General features: G+C 64.0%; 16 protein-coding genes. 12 read left to right on the top strand and 4 right to left on the bottom strand.

Features of this window, described 5'->3' with window-relative positions; genetic code table 11:
• Positions 1 to 289 precede the first annotated feature (289 nt).
• Genes imuA through NCR34_RS08645 form a run of 3 tightly spaced genes read left to right on the top strand, consistent with a single transcriptional unit; the run spans position 290 to position 6,172 of the window.
• Complete coding sequence (gene imuA, locus NCR34_RS08655; protein ID WP_248320020.1) at positions 290 to 1,153, top strand: translesion DNA synthesis-associated protein ImuA; 864 nt, start codon at positions 290 to 292, stop codon at positions 1,151 to 1,153.
• The gene (locus NCR34_RS08650; RefSeq protein ID WP_248320018.1) at positions 1,098 to 2,702 is read left to right on the top strand and encodes a Y-family DNA polymerase; all 1,605 of its coding nucleotides are present in this window, start codon (positions 1,098 to 1,100) and stop codon (positions 2,700 to 2,702) included. The genes imuA and NCR34_RS08650 overlap by 56 nt, the downstream gene beginning before the upstream one ends.
• Positions 2,703 to 2,707: 5 nt before the next feature.
• Positions 2,708 to 6,172 (top strand): error-prone DNA polymerase, encoded by a 3,465-nt coding sequence (locus NCR34_RS08645; protein ID WP_248320016.1) that lies wholly within the window; start codon positions 2,708 to 2,710, stop codon positions 6,170 to 6,172.
• Between the two features lies 1 nt (position 6,173).
• On the opposite strand, the gene NCR34_RS08640 is transcribed toward NCR34_RS08645, so the two are convergent.
• Positions 6,174 to 7,103 carry a dTDP-4-dehydrorhamnose reductase family protein gene (locus tag NCR34_RS08640; protein ID WP_250499594.1) on the bottom strand — a complete coding sequence of 310 codons (930 nt, stop codon included), beginning with the start codon at positions 7,101 to 7,103 and terminating at the stop codon, positions 6,174 to 6,176.
• A complete protein-coding gene (locus tag NCR34_RS08635) occupies positions 7,100 to 7,306 on the bottom strand; it encodes a heavy-metal-associated domain-containing protein (protein ID WP_175940532.1) in 207 nt (68 codons plus the stop codon). Before NCR34_RS08635 ends, NCR34_RS08640 begins: the two co-directional genes overlap by 4 nt.
• 94 nt (positions 7,307 to 7,400) lie before the next feature.
• Between NCR34_RS08635 and cueR the strand changes: the two genes are divergently transcribed.
• Together cueR and NCR34_RS08625 are read left to right on the top strand one after the other, a co-directional pair.
• Positions 7,401 to 7,787, top strand: coding sequence for a Cu(I)-responsive transcriptional regulator (cueR, locus tag NCR34_RS08630; protein ID WP_248322307.1), 387 nt, complete (start codon positions 7,401 to 7,403; stop codon positions 7,785 to 7,787).
• Positions 7,788 to 8,009: 222 nt separating this feature from the next.
• A complete protein-coding gene (locus NCR34_RS08625) occupies positions 8,010 to 8,156 on the top strand; it encodes a DUF3563 family protein (protein WP_175940530.1) in 147 nt (48 codons plus the stop codon).
• 97 nt (positions 8,157 to 8,253) lie between these two features.
• Here NCR34_RS08625 and copM read toward each other — a convergent pair whose 3' ends face one another.
• Complete coding sequence (gene copM, locus NCR34_RS08620; RefSeq protein WP_248320014.1) at positions 8,254 to 8,658, bottom strand: CopM family metallochaperone; 405 nt, start codon at positions 8,656 to 8,658, stop codon at positions 8,254 to 8,256.
• A gap of 99 nt (positions 8,659 to 8,757) precedes the next feature.
• Here copM and NCR34_RS08615 point away from each other — a divergent pair, with 99 nt between their 5' ends.
• Entirely contained in the window at positions 8,758 to 9,102 is a 345-nt protein-coding gene (locus NCR34_RS08615; RefSeq protein WP_248320013.1) for a hypothetical protein, read from the top strand.
• A 10-nt stretch (positions 9,103 to 9,112) separates the two neighbouring features.
• Here NCR34_RS08615 and NCR34_RS08610 read toward each other — a convergent pair whose 3' ends face one another.
• A complete protein-coding gene (locus NCR34_RS08610; RefSeq protein WP_250499593.1) occupies positions 9,113 to 9,958 on the bottom strand; it encodes a 23S rRNA (adenine(2030)-N(6))-methyltransferase RlmJ in 846 nt (281 codons plus the stop codon).
• 260 nt (positions 9,959 to 10,218) lie between these two features.
• Here NCR34_RS08610 and NCR34_RS08605 point away from each other — a divergent pair, with 260 nt between their 5' ends.
• The 6 genes from NCR34_RS08605 (at position 10,219) to iscU (ending at position 14,655) form a co-directional block, all read left to right on the top strand.
• Positions 10,219 to 10,377, top strand: a complete 159-nt coding sequence (locus tag NCR34_RS08605; protein WP_248320011.1) for a hypothetical protein — start codon at positions 10,219 to 10,221, stop codon at positions 10,375 to 10,377.
• A 13-nt stretch (positions 10,378 to 10,390) separates the two neighbouring features.
• Positions 10,391 to 11,596, top strand: coding sequence for a DUF3734 domain-containing protein (locus tag NCR34_RS08600; protein WP_250499592.1), 1,206 nt, complete (start codon positions 10,391 to 10,393; stop codon positions 11,594 to 11,596).
• 130 nt (positions 11,597 to 11,726) lie between these two features.
• Positions 11,727 to 12,209 (top strand): low molecular weight protein-tyrosine-phosphatase, encoded by a 483-nt coding sequence (locus NCR34_RS08595; RefSeq protein WP_248320009.1) that lies wholly within the window; start codon positions 11,727 to 11,729, stop codon positions 12,207 to 12,209.
• Positions 12,210 to 12,337: 128 nt separating this feature from the next.
• A complete protein-coding gene (gene iscR, locus NCR34_RS08590) occupies positions 12,338 to 12,865 on the top strand; it encodes a Fe-S cluster assembly transcriptional regulator IscR (protein WP_040050918.1) in 528 nt (175 codons plus the stop codon).
• Between the two features lie 89 nt (positions 12,866 to 12,954).
• Positions 12,955 to 14,178 (top strand): IscS subfamily cysteine desulfurase, encoded by a 1,224-nt coding sequence (locus NCR34_RS08585; RefSeq protein WP_248320008.1) that lies wholly within the window; start codon positions 12,955 to 12,957, stop codon positions 14,176 to 14,178.
• Between the two features lie 48 nt (positions 14,179 to 14,226).
• Positions 14,227 to 14,655 (top strand): Fe-S cluster assembly scaffold IscU, encoded by a 429-nt coding sequence (gene iscU / locus NCR34_RS08580; protein WP_248320007.1) that lies wholly within the window; start codon positions 14,227 to 14,229, stop codon positions 14,653 to 14,655.
• Positions 14,656 to 14,813 lie beyond the last annotated feature (158 nt).

Here is a 14,813-nt window from a genome sequence, read left to right as displayed (position 1 = left end):
CGAACAGGACCGTGAAACGACTCCACGCCGATGATAGTGCGGATTGCCCGTGTGAAAGTAGGTAATCGTCAGGCTCCTCCTTGCCACAAACAAAAACCCCACCCCGCAAAGGTGGGGTTTTTGCGTTTGGGCTCACAAATCCACTCTTCAGCCGCGCCCCGTCTCACCTCCTCGGATCTCTCCGCTCATTCCCCAGTACGCCCCGAAATACTGTATAAATGTACAGTACTAACCGGAGGCCGCATCGCGTTCACGCATAGCGGACTCTGCATACGGCAGACGGGAATCCATGGGTGCCGCACTTTCATTACTGGACATCGGACTGACGTCGCGCCTGCAGCAGCAGCTATGGCAAGGCGAGCAGTTCACCACCTCGCATTCAGGCGTCGTTCCGAGCGGCTATCGAATGCTGGATCTGGCGTTGCCAGGCGCAGGCTGGCAGCCGGGCACCGTGACCGAAGTGCTGATCGAAGAAAGCGGCGTCGGTGAGATCCGGCTGCTCGCGCGCACGTTGCGGGACTTGACGACGGTTCAAAGCCGCTCCGTCGTCTTCATCGCGCCACCCTGGATGCCCAATCACGCTGCGTTTCGGGCAATGAACATCGCGCCGAATAAGCTCGTCTGGGTCAAAGCGCCCGACGATCAGGTGCTGTGGGCCGCGGAGCAGTCGCTCAAGCAGGAGGGCATCGGCGCTGTGTTGATCTGGCTCCCCAAAGCGCGCCCCGAAGCCTTGCGGCGATTGCAGGTCGCAGCGCAGGAGTCGCAATCGCTGGCGTTCCTGTTTCGTCCATTGAATGCCGCGAAGCAGTCATCGGCGGCGCCGCTGCGAATGGTCTGCAAACCGATGCTGCCCGCAACCGCACCAACGATGAATCGTCGCGAATGGATGCAGGTCGTCATGCTGGAGATCAGCATCATCAAGCGACGCGGTCCGTTGCTGGAAAAGCCGTTGCATTTGCGCTTGCCGCTGCAGTTGCCCGCGTTGCCCGAGCATCTGCGCCGCGCCAGCCAGCAAAGGAAAGCACGAGAGGTCAAACATGTTGTGGATAGCGGTGACATTGCCGCTTTTATCGCTCGAAGCAGTCAAGCCGCCATCGATGCCATGCGCATTGGCCGGTTCGATTTCGCCTGGAGCGAGGCCGACGCCGAATGACCGCGCCGACACGCCCGCCGCGCAGGACGTCGATCAGCCGTGTTTCGCGCTCGCCGATCACGCGCGCATCCTGCTGCCCGACCTCATCGCGTTTCGGCTGGGAGTGAGGCCCGGCAGCACGCGCTCTCACGCGTTCGCGCTGGCGCCGCGGCTGACGCTGCTCGCGGTCGATGTCAACGCGGAGCAGCGCGCGCTCGAAGCGGTTGCGCTGGCGTTGCTCGCGTTCACGCCGAAAGTCGTGCTCGCGCATGCGAATACGGTGCTGCTGGAAGTCGGTGCGAGCACGCGGCTTTTCGGCGGCTTGCGGGCGCTGATCGCCAAGGCGTCGTCGACGGTGAAAGGATGTGGCTTCACGTCGCGAATGGGCTGTGCGCCGACCGCGTGGGGCGCGTGGCTGCTCGCGCATGCGCGCACTCGCCGCGTGACGCGTCGCGTGCGTATTGTGAAGGAGACGACGCTCGTGCGCGTGCTCGACGCGTTGCCGGTGTCGCTCGTTCCGTCGGCGGAATCGCATGGGAACGTGTTCGAACAGATCGGCTGCTCGACGCTCGCCGATTTACGCCGCCTGCCGCGCAAGGGCGTCGCGCGGCGGTTCGGGCAGGGCATTCTGCAATGGCTCGCGCAGGCTTACGGGCAGGCGCCCGATCCGCGCGAGGCGTTTTGCGCGCCGGCATCGTTCGAGGCGCGGCTGGAATTGCAGGCACGCGTGGAAAGCGCCGAGGCGCTGCTGTTCGCCGCGCGCCGGCTCGTGCTGCAACTGGCCGGCTGGCTGAGCGCGCATCACGCCGCGGTGAGCGAGTTCTCGCTGCTGCTGGAGCACGAACTGGCCGCGCGCCACGCGCCGAAAACATCGACGCTTAAGGTCGCGTGGGCCGTGCCGACGCGCGACGCCGATCACGTCCTTTGGCTGCTGCGCGAAAAGCTGAATCAGACGACGCTCATCGCTCCAGTCATCGAAATGAAGCTGTTCGCCGACAAAGTCAGCGAGCACGCGCCGCCGTCCGACACGCTGTTTCCGATGCCGACTTCCGATAACGAATCGATGGCGCAGCTGCTCGAACGTCTGAGCGCGCGCCTGGGCGCGGAGAACGTTGTGCAACTGGTTGCGCGGGAGGATCATCGGCCTGAGGCGGCGATGACGGTCGAGCCCTATCAGGCAGTGCGCGATAGCAAGCCCAAGCGCGCAAAGAAGCCGAAGCATGTCGAGAGCGCATCCGACGAAACACCCGAAGAAGCGCAGGAAGACCAGCCAGAGACCGACACCGACACCGACGAGCCGCTGCAACTACCCGATCGCGCCGTGCCTTCGCAGCCGCGCCCCTCGTGGATCCTCGAAACGCCGCAAAAGCTGCAACTGCGCAACGAGCGGCCGTTCTATCGCCGTCCGCTGAAGCTGATCAGCCGAACCGAGCGCATCGAAGCAGGCTGGTGGGACGGCAACGGCGTCCAGCGCGATTACTACGTCGCCTCCGACGATCGCGGCCGCATGTTCTGGCTGTATCGCGAGCGTCTGAGCGGCGCGTGGTTCCTGCACGGATTCTTTGGATGACGCCGATGGACGATCTCAACGACATCATCGGTCTGGCCGACGACGGCGGAGACTTTTCCGGCGCCGTGTCCGCGTCCACGCTCCTGCCCGGATACGCCGAACTGCATTGCATCAGCAATTTCTCGTTTTTGCGTGGCGCGTCGCATCCGCAGGAACTGGCCGCCGCGGCGCTCGAGCACGGCTATACCGCGCTCGCGATCACGGACGAATGCTCGCTCGCGGGCGTCGTGCGCGCGCACGCGGCGATCAAAGACATCGAGGCCAAAGTCAAAGCCGCGGTCGAAGCCGCGCGGCTCGCCGGCCAGCCGTTGCCCGACCAATCGACACTCAAGCTAATCATCGGCAGCGAATTGAATCTGACCGATGCCGATGGCCAACCGTTCTGCACGCTCATCGCGCTGGCGACGAACCGCGAAGGCTACGGCAATCTGTCCGAGCTGATTTCGCTTGCGCGCTCGCGTTCGCCGAAGGGCCAGTATCGGCTGGGGCCGGAAGATTTCACCGATCCGGCCGCGTCGTCCAATGCCACGGATGCCGCCGATCTGCGCGGCGATATCGCGCATCTGACGCATTTGCCCGACTGCCTGCTGATTCTCGTGCCGCAGCGCGCGGCGACGCTCGCCGACACGCTCGAACGCGCGCACTGGCTCGCCAGCTTCGCGGCGGGCCGCGCGTGGCTTGCGCTGGAACTCTGGCAGGACGGCAGCGACGACGAGCGCCTCGCTTCGTGCCGCGTCATTTCGGAGGCGAGCGGCCTGCCGCTCGTCGCGGCAAGCGGCGCGCTGATGCACGCGCGCTCGCGCAAGCCCTTGCAGGACACGCTGACTGCCGTTCGCCTCGGCCGTCCGCTTGCCGAGTGCGGCTATGCGCTCGAAGCAAACGCGGAGCGGCATTTGCGCACGCGCCTGCGCATCGGCGCGCTTTATCCAAAGGCGGCGATCGCGGAAACGCTGAAAGTGGCGGCCCGCTGCACGTTCCGTCTCGACGAGCTTCAGTACGAGTATCCCGAGGAACTCGTGCCGCCGGGCGAAACGCCCGCGAGCTATCTGCGCAAACGCGTGATGGCGGGCGCGAAGGTGCGCTGGCCGAACGGGTTCGATGCCGACACCATCGGTCTCATCGACAAGGAACTGGCGCTCGTCGCCACGCTGGGCTACGAGAAATACTTCCTGACGGTCTACGACATCGTCGCCTTTGCGCGCAGCAAGGGCATTCTGTGTCAGGGGCGCGGCTCGGCGGCGAATTCGATCATCTGCTTCTGTCTTTTCATCACCGAACTCGATCCGGTCAGAATGGGCCTGCTGGTCGAGCGATTCATTTCCCAGGCGCGCAACGAGCCGCCCGATATCGACGTCGATTTCGAGCACCAGCGGCGCGAGGAAGTCATTCAGTACATTTACCGGAAATACGGGCGGCATCGGGCGTCTCTGGCGGCGTCGGTCACGACGTATCACACGCGCAGCGCGCTGAAGGACGTGGGCCGCGCGCTCGGACTGGATGCCTCGCTGATCGAGCGCATCGGCAAGGCGCAGCAGTGGTGGGACGGACCGTCGGCGGTGGCCGGCTATCTGCGGGAAGCGGGCTTCAGCGAAGACTCGCACATCACGCGGCATCTCATTCGCCTGACGCGCGAACTACGCGGCTTTCCGCGCCACTTGTCGCAGCACGTCGGCGGCTTCGTGATCGCGCGGGAACGGCTGTCGCGACTCGTGCCCATCGAAAACGCCGCGATGAAAGACCGCTGCGTGATCCAGTGGGACAAGGACGACATCGACCAGCTCAAGCTCCTGAAAGTGGACGTGCTCGCGCTCGGCATGTTGTCGGCGATCCGCCGCGCGCTCGAATTCGTCGCGCTGCGGCGGGGCATCCCGCAATTCGGCCTGTCGCACATTCGCCGCGAGGACAAAGCCGTCTACGAGATGTGTTGCCGCGCGGACACCATCGGCGTATTCCAGATCGAGTCGCGGGCGCAGCAAAGCATGTTGCCGCGCTTGCGGCCGCAAAAGTATTACGACCTCGTGATCGAAGTGGCGATCGTGCGTCCCGGCCCGATTCAGGGCGGCATGGTGCATCCGTATCTGCGGCGCAAGCAGGGCCTGGAGGAAGAGGATTATCCGAAGGATGAACTGCGGCCCGTGCTCGGCCGTACGCTCGGCGTGCCGATTTTTCAGGAACAGGTGATGAAGCTCGCGATGGTCGCGGCAGGCTATACGGCCGAGCAGGCCGATCAGCTGCGCCGCGCGATGGCCGCCTGGCGACGCGGCAGCCATCTGGAGGAGTATCAAGCCGATCTCATGAAGAAGATGCTCGCGCGCGGCTATGAGCACGAGTTCGCGGCGCGCGTGTGCAAGCAGATCGAGGGCTTCGGCGAATACGGGTTTCCGGAAAGCCATTCGGCGAGTTTCGCGCTGCTCGTCTATTTCAGCGCGTGGATCAAGCGTTACGAGCCCGCCGCGTTTCTGGCCGGTCTCCTGAATAGCCAGCCGCTCGGCTTTTATTCACCGTCGCAACTCGTGCAGGATGCGCGGCGGCACGGCGTGGACGTGTTCGCGCCGGATGTTTCGCTGAGCGACTGGGAATCGGTGCTCGAATTGTCGCCGGGCAAGGGCGAGCGCGTCGTCTTCGATGCCGGCAAGGAACAGCGGCGACAGCAGTTTTACGGCGCGCCGTTGCCGCATCAGATCTTTCGCAGGACCATGCGGCGCGGCGCGCGCAAGCTCGCCGCGCGTGTCCAGTTGCCGGCGCAGCGATACGGCGCGGGTGGGCCGGGCGTGCGCATCGGCCTGCAACTCATCAAAGGTCTGCCGCAAGCCGCGGCCGAGCGGATCATGATCGCGCGCGCCGAGGCGCCTTTCGTCGATGTCGACGATCTCACGCGCCGCGCCGCCTTGTCGCGCCGCGAACTGGAGGCGCTCGCAGCGGGCAACGCGCTCGCGAGCATCGCAGGGCACCGGCGTCAGGCGTGGTGGGCGGTGACCGCGCAGCAGCGCGCGCCGGAATTGCTGCGCGACGCGCCGATGCCCGAGGCGCCGCTCGCGTTGCCGCAGGCATCGGAGGGCCGCGAAATCGTCGATGACTACGCGAGCCTCGGGCTCACGCTCAATCGTCATCCGCTCGCGCTGTTGCGCGCGCGGCTGGCTCGCCTGCGTTTCCGGACGGCCGCTGATCTCGCGGATCTCAAGACCGGGCGCGTCGTGCGGGCGTGCGGCATCGTGACGGTGCGGCAACGGCCGGGCACGGCGAACGGCACGATCTTCGTCTCGATCGAGGACGAAACCGGTGCGATCAACGTGATCGTGTGGCCGGGGCTCGTCGAGAAGCAGCGCAAGGTGCTGCTCGGCGCGTCGCTCCTCGGCGTGCATGGCGTGTGGCAGAACGAGGGCGACGTGCGGCATCTGGTCGCGCAACGGCTCGAAGACCACACGGCGCTGCTCGGGCGCCTTGCCGCGTCGAGCCGCGACTTTCACTGAATCACGACGACGGCAGCGCCGGATAGTTCGCGAGCAGCCGTTCGATCGCCGTATCGAACGGCGTGCGCTGCCCGATGCCGAGCGCCTCGAGGCGGCCGGAATCCAGATGGCAATCGCGCGGGCGCGGCGTCGCGTCGGTCGGCTCGCGTTGCGCGACGAGCTTCGCGTCCACCTTCAGCACGCGCGCGATGCGCTCGGCGATATCGAACTTCGTCATCGGTTCGTCGCCGGACCATTGCGTGATGCCGGAAATCGTCGCGCCGCGAGCGTGATGTTCGAGCATGCCCCGGATCACCACTGCGACGTCCGGTGTGTAGGTCGGGTAACGCGTCGCCCATGCATCCATCAAAGCCGGCGCTTTTGCCGGATCGGCGGAGGCGACGATCGCGGGCGTCAGGCTCGTCACCGCCGATTCGCTCCAGTCGACGACCGGTCCGTAAAGCAGCGGCAGACGCAGCACGCACGATTGCGGATCGGCTTCCAGCAGCGCTCGCTCGCCGTCGAGCTTGCTGTGACCGTAGGCGTTCAGCGGCGCGGGCGCGTCGTCGGGAAAGTAGGGCGCCGACGTGCCGTCGAAAACATAGTCCGTCGAAATCGACAAGACCCACGCGCCGAGCGCCCTGGCTTCGCTAGCGATGACGCGCACCGCGTCCACGTTGAGCGCGCGGGCGAGTTGCGGGTCGTTCTCGCACACATCCGGCCGACGCTCCGCTGCGGCGATCACGACGGCATCCGGCTTCTCCCGGCGCAGGAATGCGCGCACGGCGTCGTGATCGCGAATATCGAGCGGCACGCTGTCCGCACTCGCGCGCCGATGCGCGGTACGCACGACGCGCCACGGCACCGCGCCGGCGAGTTCGTCCGATACCGCGCGCCCCAGAAGACCGGAGGCGCCGATCAGCGCGACAGTGAACCCCTTGCCGCCTGTCATGCGGAAGCTGCGCCTACGACGGTATAGCCGGCATCGTCGATCGCGTCCTTCAGCGCCTGTTCCGTCTGCGTCGATTCGACCGCGACCGTACCGCGTTCCAGATCGACGCGAACCTGCGCCTCTGGGTCGATCTCCTGAATCGAACGCGTGACGGCAGCGACGCAATGCTGGCAACTCATGCCCTGAACTTCGAATTCGGTCATATCGGTTCCTCTTGAAATGAGTGAGAGTATCGACATCGTATACCTTGCCATGATGGGAAGGTGTAGAGTCGGCGGAAAGTCGAGGGAGAACAGGATGAATATTGGGGAAGCGGCCCGCGCGTCGGGCGTCACCGCGAAGATGATCCGGTATTACGAGAGCGTCGGCTTGCTCACGCCGGTCGGGCGGACCTCATCGGGATACCGCGTGTATGGCGAACAAGAAGTGCATGCGCTGCGGTTCGTGCGACAAGCGCGGCGTCTGGGCTTCCTCGTCGAGGATATCCGCAAGCTGCTGGCGCTGTGGCATGACCGGACGCGAGCCAGCGCGGAAGTGAAAGCGATTGCGTTGGAACATGTCGCCGAGCTGGATCGCCGGATTGCAGAGCTAAGCGACATGCGCGACACGCTGTCACATCTTGCACGGCACTGCCACGGCGACGAGCGCCCCGACTGCCCGATTTTGGACAAATTGGCGCAGTGAGTGCACCTTAACGGTGCTTAGGTTCGCCGTTCGCCCCGATTTTCTCGTTGAATCAGTCATTTGAAGACACGGCGAGAACGCACCATTCCGAATCGGAATGCACTTCATGCGGGCATTTCACTCACACCAAGCAGTTGGGTCAGCTATAATCCGGGTTATCCCTAATGCGGGTTATCCCTGACCCGAACCGCCAGGGACCAGCACCAATCCTTGGAGAACATCATGTTTGCAATCCTGCTCGAAAAACTCAGCATCTGGTTTGAAGCCGCCGAACAACGCCGCCGCGAAGAATACCTCGCTCAATCGTCGGACGTCGTCCAGCTCGAGAAGCGTATCCGTTCGCTCGAAAACAACGGCTACAACATCTGAAGCCCGCGTCCGCGCGCCGCGAAGCGCGCCAGGTGTCGAATGAAAAGCCCCGTCATGCGGGGCTTTGTCGTTTCTGCGGCTTCTATTCGGAGCGACGTCACTTCTGCGCGGGATGGGTCGCCAGCCACTGCTTCATGAACGCAATTTCCTTCTCCTGCGCAGCGACGATGTCCTTCGCCAGTTCGCGCAGTTTCGCGTCCTTTCCGTACTTCAGTTCCACCTTCGCCATCTCGACCGCGCCCTCATGGTGCGGAATCATGTGCGCGACGAAATCGCGGTCGGCGTTTCCCGTGTACTGAACGTCCGACATTCTCGACATCATCGATTCATCGGCGGCCTCGAAAGCTGCGTTCGAGGGCGCATCCGCGTTGCCGGTGATGCCATGCTTCATGCCCGGCATGCCGTCGTGCGCCGGCGCCGCGGTCTGGGCAAAGCCGCTTACGCCGAAGGAAACGGTGATGACGGCGAGTACCGCGCGCAGCAGATTCCGTGTCGACTTCATGATTCTCCCGAAAGAACGGTCAAGTGGATGTGAGCGCCTAGCCTAAAGCTTGCCACCGGGGTAAGGTAAAGCCGTTTCGTCTACCGAATAGAGCGATCGATGACTTGCCACATTCCCAGCACGACGCATACGCGCCTCCTCGCAGCCTGCGCGGTGTTCGCCGTGGCGCTTTGCCACGGCGACTTGGCATTCGCGAAGCCCGGCGGCGAACCGCTCGTGCTCGATACGCAGACCGGCATTCATAGCGGCGTAAGCGGGACCGTCCTGCAAAGCGCACCCCTCGGCGCGCCGGGCATGGTCCCGATGGCAACGTTACCCGGACTGCCGCCACAGGAGCAGCAGCCGATCGCGGTTTCGCCGTACGTCGAATATGGCGGGCAGACTGCAACCCCCGCGACGACTAACCCGAGCCACTCGCGCAGGCGACGGGAGGCGTACCCCTGATCGGACGCAATCAGTCCGCGCGTTGGTCCAGTTTGAACGCAGCACCCGCATCCTGACCGAGCGCATCGACCAGATAGGGCAACGCCTGCTTCAACTCGCTCGCGAGCTTATACGGCGGATTCAAGATGAACATGCCACTGCCGAACAAGCCGAGGCCGTCCGCCGGCGGCGCCTTGACGGTGAGCGTCGCATGCAGCCAGCCCGTCGGCTGGATAGCCTTCAACTGATCGGCGAAACGTTGCGACTCCATGCGCGAGACTTGCGGATACCACACCGCATAGGTTCCGGTGGCAAAGCGCCTGAGCGATTCTTCCAGGCATTCGACCGTCCGCGCATAGTCGCGCTTGTCTTCGTAAGACGGATCGATGAGCACCAGCGCGCGGCGCGGCGGCGGAGGAAGGATCGCCTTGATGCCTTCGAATCCGTCGCCGTCGTAGATCATCGCGCGGCGGCTGGCGTCGCGGAAGTTATGACGCAGCACGTCGATCTCCGTGCTGTGCAACTCGAAAAGCCGCATGCGGTCCTGCTCGCGCAGCGCGCGCCAAGCCAGATACGGCGAGCCCGGATAGAAGCGCAGTGCGCCGTCCGGATTCAACGCCTTCACTTCATCGACGTAATCGGCGAGCAGCGGCGGCAAGTCGGTGCGATCCCACAATCGCGCAATGCCCGATTCGTACTCCGCGTTCTTCGCCGCGAAGCCTTCCGCTAGCGAATACACGCCTGCGCCGGCATGCGTGTCGATGTACCAGTACGATTTGTCCTTCAGCCCGAGATATCGAAGCATCTGAACGACAATGGCGTGCTTCAGCACATCGGCGTGGTTGCCTGCGTGAAAGGCGTGACGGTAACTGAGCATGACGAGTGACCCGCAAGAAGCGATGAAAAGCGAAAGCGATCAATTGTAGCGGAGCACGCAGGCGCGGTTATTCGGCTCGGCCGGCGGCTGCGACGCATCGCTACGTTCATGCACAATAGCCGCTCCCGGCTTCGCGCAATAGCTGGCCGAACGGCCTAGGCGATCCTTGCGAGCGAACGCGAATCCTCCTATGCCGATTGGCCGGCTTGATGGCCGCATGGTTCGCATGTTGTCATTCAGTCTTCCGACAGGAGCTTGGCATGTCACAGAACGGTAAGCTGGGCGGCAAGAGGGCGGTGGTCACAGGCATCGTGGACGGCGTGTCCACAACGGTCGAAGACGTGGCGCAGACCGCGTTCGAGCCGGCGCCGCGCACAGGGCAATCGTTCGTCGCGAGCCACGGCTCGTACATACAATAAGGAACGACGCCTCATGTCAGAAAGCGACGACAACCAAGCCTTAGGCCGCGAACGCAGCCACGAACAAGCGCCGCGCATCAGCTTGCCGCCCTACGAGACCGTCGCGCTCCTGCTTCAGGGTGGCGGCGCGCTCGGCGCGTATCAGGCCGGCGTCTACCAGGGCTTGCACGAGGCGGACATTCACCCGAACTGGATCGCCGGCATCTCGATCGGCGCGATCAACACCGCGATCATCGCGGGGAATGCGCCGGAGAATCGCTTCGAGCGGCTGCGTGAATTCTGGGAAACCATCTGTCAGCCGGCGTTCGGCTTTCCGTTGCCCGCGTTCGTCGAGCGCGCGTTCTTCGATTCGACCGACCAGATTCGAAAGGCGTTTACCGCGTTGCAGGCGGTCGATGCGCTCGTCGAAGGGCAGAAGGGCTTCTTCGTGCCGCGCTTTCCGCCGCCGTCGCCGGTGGCATCGAGTTCGCCCGAGACCGCGAGCTATTACGATACGACTCCGCTCAAGGCTACGCTTGAACGCCTTTGCGACTTCGACCGCATCAATTCGGGCGAAACGCGGGTGTCGGTTGGCGCGGTGAACGTGGCAACCGGCAATTTCGCGTACTTCGACAACACGCGGACGAAGCTGCGCGCCGAGCATTTTCTGGCCTCGGGCGCGCTGCCGCCGGGCTTTGCCGCCGTCGAGATCGACGGACAGTTCTACTGGGACGGCGGCCTCATGTCGAACACGCCGCTTTACGAGGTCGCGCAAGCCACCCCGCGCCGCGACACGCTCGCGTTCCAGGTCGATCTCTGGAGCGCGCGCGGGCCGGTGCCGGACAATATCGTCGATGTCACGGGCCGCATCAAGGACGTGCAGTACTCGAGCCGCACGCGGCTCGTCACGGACGAGATGCAGCGCGCCCAGCGTTACCGCAACGTGCTCAAGCACGTGCTCGACCTCGTGCCCGAGGCGCTTCGCGACACCGACGAGTGGTGCCGACGCGCCGCCGAACTGGCCTGCTCGAAGCGCTACAACATCATCCACCTGATCTATCGGCAGAAAGAGTACGAGGGCCAGTACAAGGACTATCAGTTCGGCTTCTCTACAATGCGCGAGCACTGGGAGACCGGGCTCGCCGATATCCGCCGCACGCTCGCGCACCGCGACTGGCTCGACATGCCGAACGGCGAGAGCGGCTTCGTCACGCACGACATTCATCGCGAAAAGGGCTGATTCGGCGCGGGAGACAGCGCCGGTCGCCGGCCCGTCCCGGCGCGTTCCGACGAGCCTTTGTATAATCCGAGCGCAATTGAACCCGCGGTTGTCTGCGCGGCGTCCAACACCCATTTCCCCGTTCGGCCCGATGAATTCGATCGCCATCTGCTTCGTCTGTCTCGGCAATATCTGCCGGTCGCCCAGCGCGGAAGCGGTCATGCGCGAACTGGTCGAGCGGGCGAGACTGGCTGACCGGATCGTCATCGATTCCGCGGGCACGGGCGACTGGCACATCGGCCAGCCGCCCGACGAGCGCGCCCAGCGCGCGGCGAAAAAGCGCGGCTACGACCTGTCGACGCTGCGCGGCCGTCAGGTGGCCGCAGCAGACTTTGCGCGCTTCGACTTGTTCATCGTCATGGACGACGCCAACGCTGCCGCGCTCGCGTCGGTCTGTCCGCCGGAGTACCGGGACAAGATCCGGCTTCTGATGGAGTTCGCCACCCGCGACGACAGCCGCGTGGTCGTCGATCCGTATTTCGGCGGCGACGAAGGCTTCGAGCGCGTGCTGGACCAGTGCGAAGACGCCTGCGAAGGCTTGTTGAACGCACTGCGGGCGCAACTGCGGCCGTAGCTCGCCGGGCGCTGCCGGCGGCGAAAAGATCGACTAAATCGTTACTTATTCCGCCCGGATACTTGACTAAAACTGTGGGATATTTATACTTGATCAAAATCATCGAGTATTAGCGTTAGCCCCCAATTATGAGACTCACCACGAAAGGCCGTTTCGCCGTCACGGCGATGATCGACCTGGCGCTGCGCCAGGAGCAGGGCCCGGTGACGCTGGCAGGCATCAGTCAGCGCCAGCGCATCTCGCTTTCCTATCTCGAACAACTGTTCGGCAAGCTGCGTCGGCACGAGATCGTCGAATCGGTGCGCGGTCCGGGCGGCGGGTACAACCTCGCGCGTCGGGCGGAGAACGTCACGGTGGCGGACATCATCATCGCGGTGGACGAGCCGATCGACGCCACCCAGTGCGGCGGCAAGGGCACGTGCGAAGGCACGAAGCAGCACGACGGCCACTGCATGACCCACGAACTCTGGGCGACGCTCAATCAGAAGATGGTCGAGTATCTCGATTCCGTCTCGCTGAAAGATCTGGTCGACCAGCAGCGCGCCCGCGAAGGCTCGGCAGCGGTGCTGCGCGACCGGCGCGCGGAACCGGCAGGCGTCGAGGCGGCGCGCGTCGTGCCCAAGGGTCCGAATTCCATTTTCAATCTGGCTGGCTGACCGCCCGGTCGTCGCGAACCGCAGAACGTACTGCAACGCGGCGCCAGCGACCCAGCCAAGCGATTTGACCGATTTTCCCGGAGCGACTGATGAACAACGATATCCCCCACCTGCCCATTTACATGGACTACAGCGCGACGACGCCGATCGATCCGCGCGTGGTGGACAAGATGATCCCGTATCTTCGCGAGCAGTTCGGTAATCCGGCCTCGCGCAGTCACCAGTACGGCTGGGACGCGGAGCGCGCGGTCGAGGAAGCGCGCGAGCAGGTCGCCGCGCTGGTGAATGCCGATCCGCGCGAGATCATCTGGACGTCGGGCGCGACCGAATCGGACAACCTCGCCATCAAGGGCGCGGCGCACTTCTACAAGAGCAAAGGCAAGCACATCATCACGGTGAAGACCGAGCACAAGGCCGTGCTCGACACCTGCCGCGAGCTGGAGCGCGAAGGCTACGACGTCACGTATCTGGACGTGAAGGAAGACGGCCTGATCGACCTCGACACGTTCAAGGCGGCGATTCGCCCGGACACCATTCTCGTTTCCGTGATGAGCGTGAACAACGAGATCGGCGTGATTCAGGACATCGAGGCGATCGGCGAGATCACGCGTGAGAAGGGCATCATCTTCCACGTCGATGCGGCGCAGGCCACCGGCAAGATTCAGATCGACCTGCAAAAGCTGAAGGTCGATCTCATGTCTTTATCGGCGCACAAGACGTATGGCCCGAAGGGTATCGGCGCGCTGTATGTGCGTCGCAAGCCGCGCGTGCGCATCGAAGCGCAGATGCACGGCGGCGGCCACGAGCGCGGCATGCGCTCCGGCACGCTCGCGACGCATCAGATCGTCGGCATGGGCGAGGCGTTCCGCATCGCGCGCGAAGAAATGGCGACCGAGAACGAGCGCATCCGCATGTTGCGCGACCGGCTGCTGCACGGCCTGCAGGAAATCGAAGAGGTGTACGTCAACGGCGACATGGAACGCCGCGTGCCGCACAACCTCAATATCAGCTTCAATTTCGTCGAAGGCGAGTCGCTGATCATGGCGGTGAAGGATGTGGCGGTGTCGTCGGGTTCGGCGTGCACGTCGGCCTCGCTCGAGCCGTCGTATGTGCTGCGCGCCCTCGGCCGCAACGATGAACTCGCGCACAGCTCGATCCGCTTCACGGTCGGCCGCTTCACGACCGAGCAGGACGTCGATTACGTGGTCAACCTGCTCAAGAGCAAGATTGCGAAACTGCGCGATCTGTCGCCGCTCTGGGAAATGCACAAGGACGGCATCGACATTTCGAGCATCCAGTGGGCGGCGCACTGAACGAAGCGCACTGCGTCCACGCGAAACGAACATACGGAGAGTTGAATCATGGCTTATAGCGACAAGGTTCTGGACCACTACGAAAACCCGCGCAACGTCGGCTCGTTCGCGAAGGACGACGACGCTGTCGGCACCGGCATGGTCGGCGCGCCCGCATGCGGCGACGTGATGAAGCTGCAGATTCGCGTGGGCGCGGACGGCATCATCGAGGACGCGAAGTTCAAGACGTACGGCTGCGGTTCGGCCATCGCGTCGAGCTCGCTCGTCACCGAATGGGTGAAGGGCCGCACGCTCGACGAGGCGCTGTCGATCAAGAACACGCAGATCGCCGAAGAACTGGCGCTGCCGCCGGTGAAGATTCACTGCTCGATCCTCGCGGAAGACGCGATCAAGGCAGCGGTCGCCGACTACAAGCAGCGTCATGGCGCGGCGGACCGCCAAGCGGAAGAAGCGCAGGCGAAGCAGCACGCTGCGTAAGCGGGCATCACGCAGGTGGCAGGGAAAGGCCGCAGCGGGGCCGCCCCCCCCCCCCCCCCCCCCCGGGCGCCACCATATATACCCACAGAATATAACACCAAAACAAAAAAAAAAAAATAAAAAACGCCCCAACAAAAAAAAAAAAAAAATATAAATGG

Source organism: Caballeronia sp. GAWG1-5s-s, assembly GCF_023631445.1.
Lineage (GTDB): Bacteria > Pseudomonadota > Gammaproteobacteria > Burkholderiales > Burkholderiaceae > Caballeronia.
Note: the sequence above shows the minus strand (reverse complement) of the source record. Positions and strands in the feature narration are given on the sequence as shown.

What these genes read in the sequence shown, in the direction of transcription:
- imuA (WP_248320020.1), top strand. Translation starts at nt 290, where the DNA reads ATGGGTGCCGCACTTTCATTACTGGACATCGGACTGACGTCGCGCCTG.
- NCR34_RS08650 (WP_248320018.1), top strand. Translation starts at nt 1,098, where the DNA reads ATGCCATGCGCATTGGCCGGTTCGATTTCGCCTGGAGCGAGGCCGACG.
- NCR34_RS08645 (WP_248320016.1), top strand. Translation starts at nt 2,708, where the DNA reads ATGGACGATCTCAACGACATCATCGGTCTGGCCGACGACGGCGGAGAC.
- NCR34_RS08640 (WP_250499594.1), bottom strand. Translation starts at nt 7,103, where the DNA reads ATGACAGGCGGCAAGGGGTTCACTGTCGCGCTGATCGGCGCCTCCGGT.
- NCR34_RS08635 (WP_175940532.1), bottom strand. Translation starts at nt 7,306, where the DNA reads ATGACCGAATTCGAAGTTCAGGGCATGAGTTGCCAGCATTGCGTCGCT.
- cueR (WP_248322307.1), top strand. Translation starts at nt 7,401, where the DNA reads ATGAATATTGGGGAAGCGGCCCGCGCGTCGGGCGTCACCGCGAAGATG.
- NCR34_RS08625 (WP_175940530.1), top strand. Translation starts at nt 8,010, where the DNA reads ATGTTTGCAATCCTGCTCGAAAAACTCAGCATCTGGTTTGAAGCCGCC.
- copM (WP_248320014.1), bottom strand. Translation starts at nt 8,658, where the DNA reads ATGAAGTCGACACGGAATCTGCTGCGCGCGGTACTCGCCGTCATCACC.
- NCR34_RS08615 (WP_248320013.1), top strand. Translation starts at nt 8,758, where the DNA reads ATGACTTGCCACATTCCCAGCACGACGCATACGCGCCTCCTCGCAGCC.
- NCR34_RS08610 (WP_250499593.1), bottom strand. Translation starts at nt 9,958, where the DNA reads ATGCTCAGTTACCGTCACGCCTTTCACGCAGGCAACCACGCCGATGTG.
- NCR34_RS08605 (WP_248320011.1), top strand. Translation starts at nt 10,219, where the DNA reads ATGTCACAGAACGGTAAGCTGGGCGGCAAGAGGGCGGTGGTCACAGGC.
- NCR34_RS08600 (WP_250499592.1), top strand. Translation starts at nt 10,391, where the DNA reads ATGTCAGAAAGCGACGACAACCAAGCCTTAGGCCGCGAACGCAGCCAC.
- NCR34_RS08595 (WP_248320009.1), top strand. Translation starts at nt 11,727, where the DNA reads ATGAATTCGATCGCCATCTGCTTCGTCTGTCTCGGCAATATCTGCCGG.
- iscR (WP_040050918.1), top strand. Translation starts at nt 12,338, where the DNA reads ATGAGACTCACCACGAAAGGCCGTTTCGCCGTCACGGCGATGATCGAC.
- NCR34_RS08585 (WP_248320008.1), top strand. Translation starts at nt 12,955, where the DNA reads ATGAACAACGATATCCCCCACCTGCCCATTTACATGGACTACAGCGCG.
- iscU (WP_248320007.1), top strand. Translation starts at nt 14,227, where the DNA reads ATGGCTTATAGCGACAAGGTTCTGGACCACTACGAAAACCCGCGCAAC.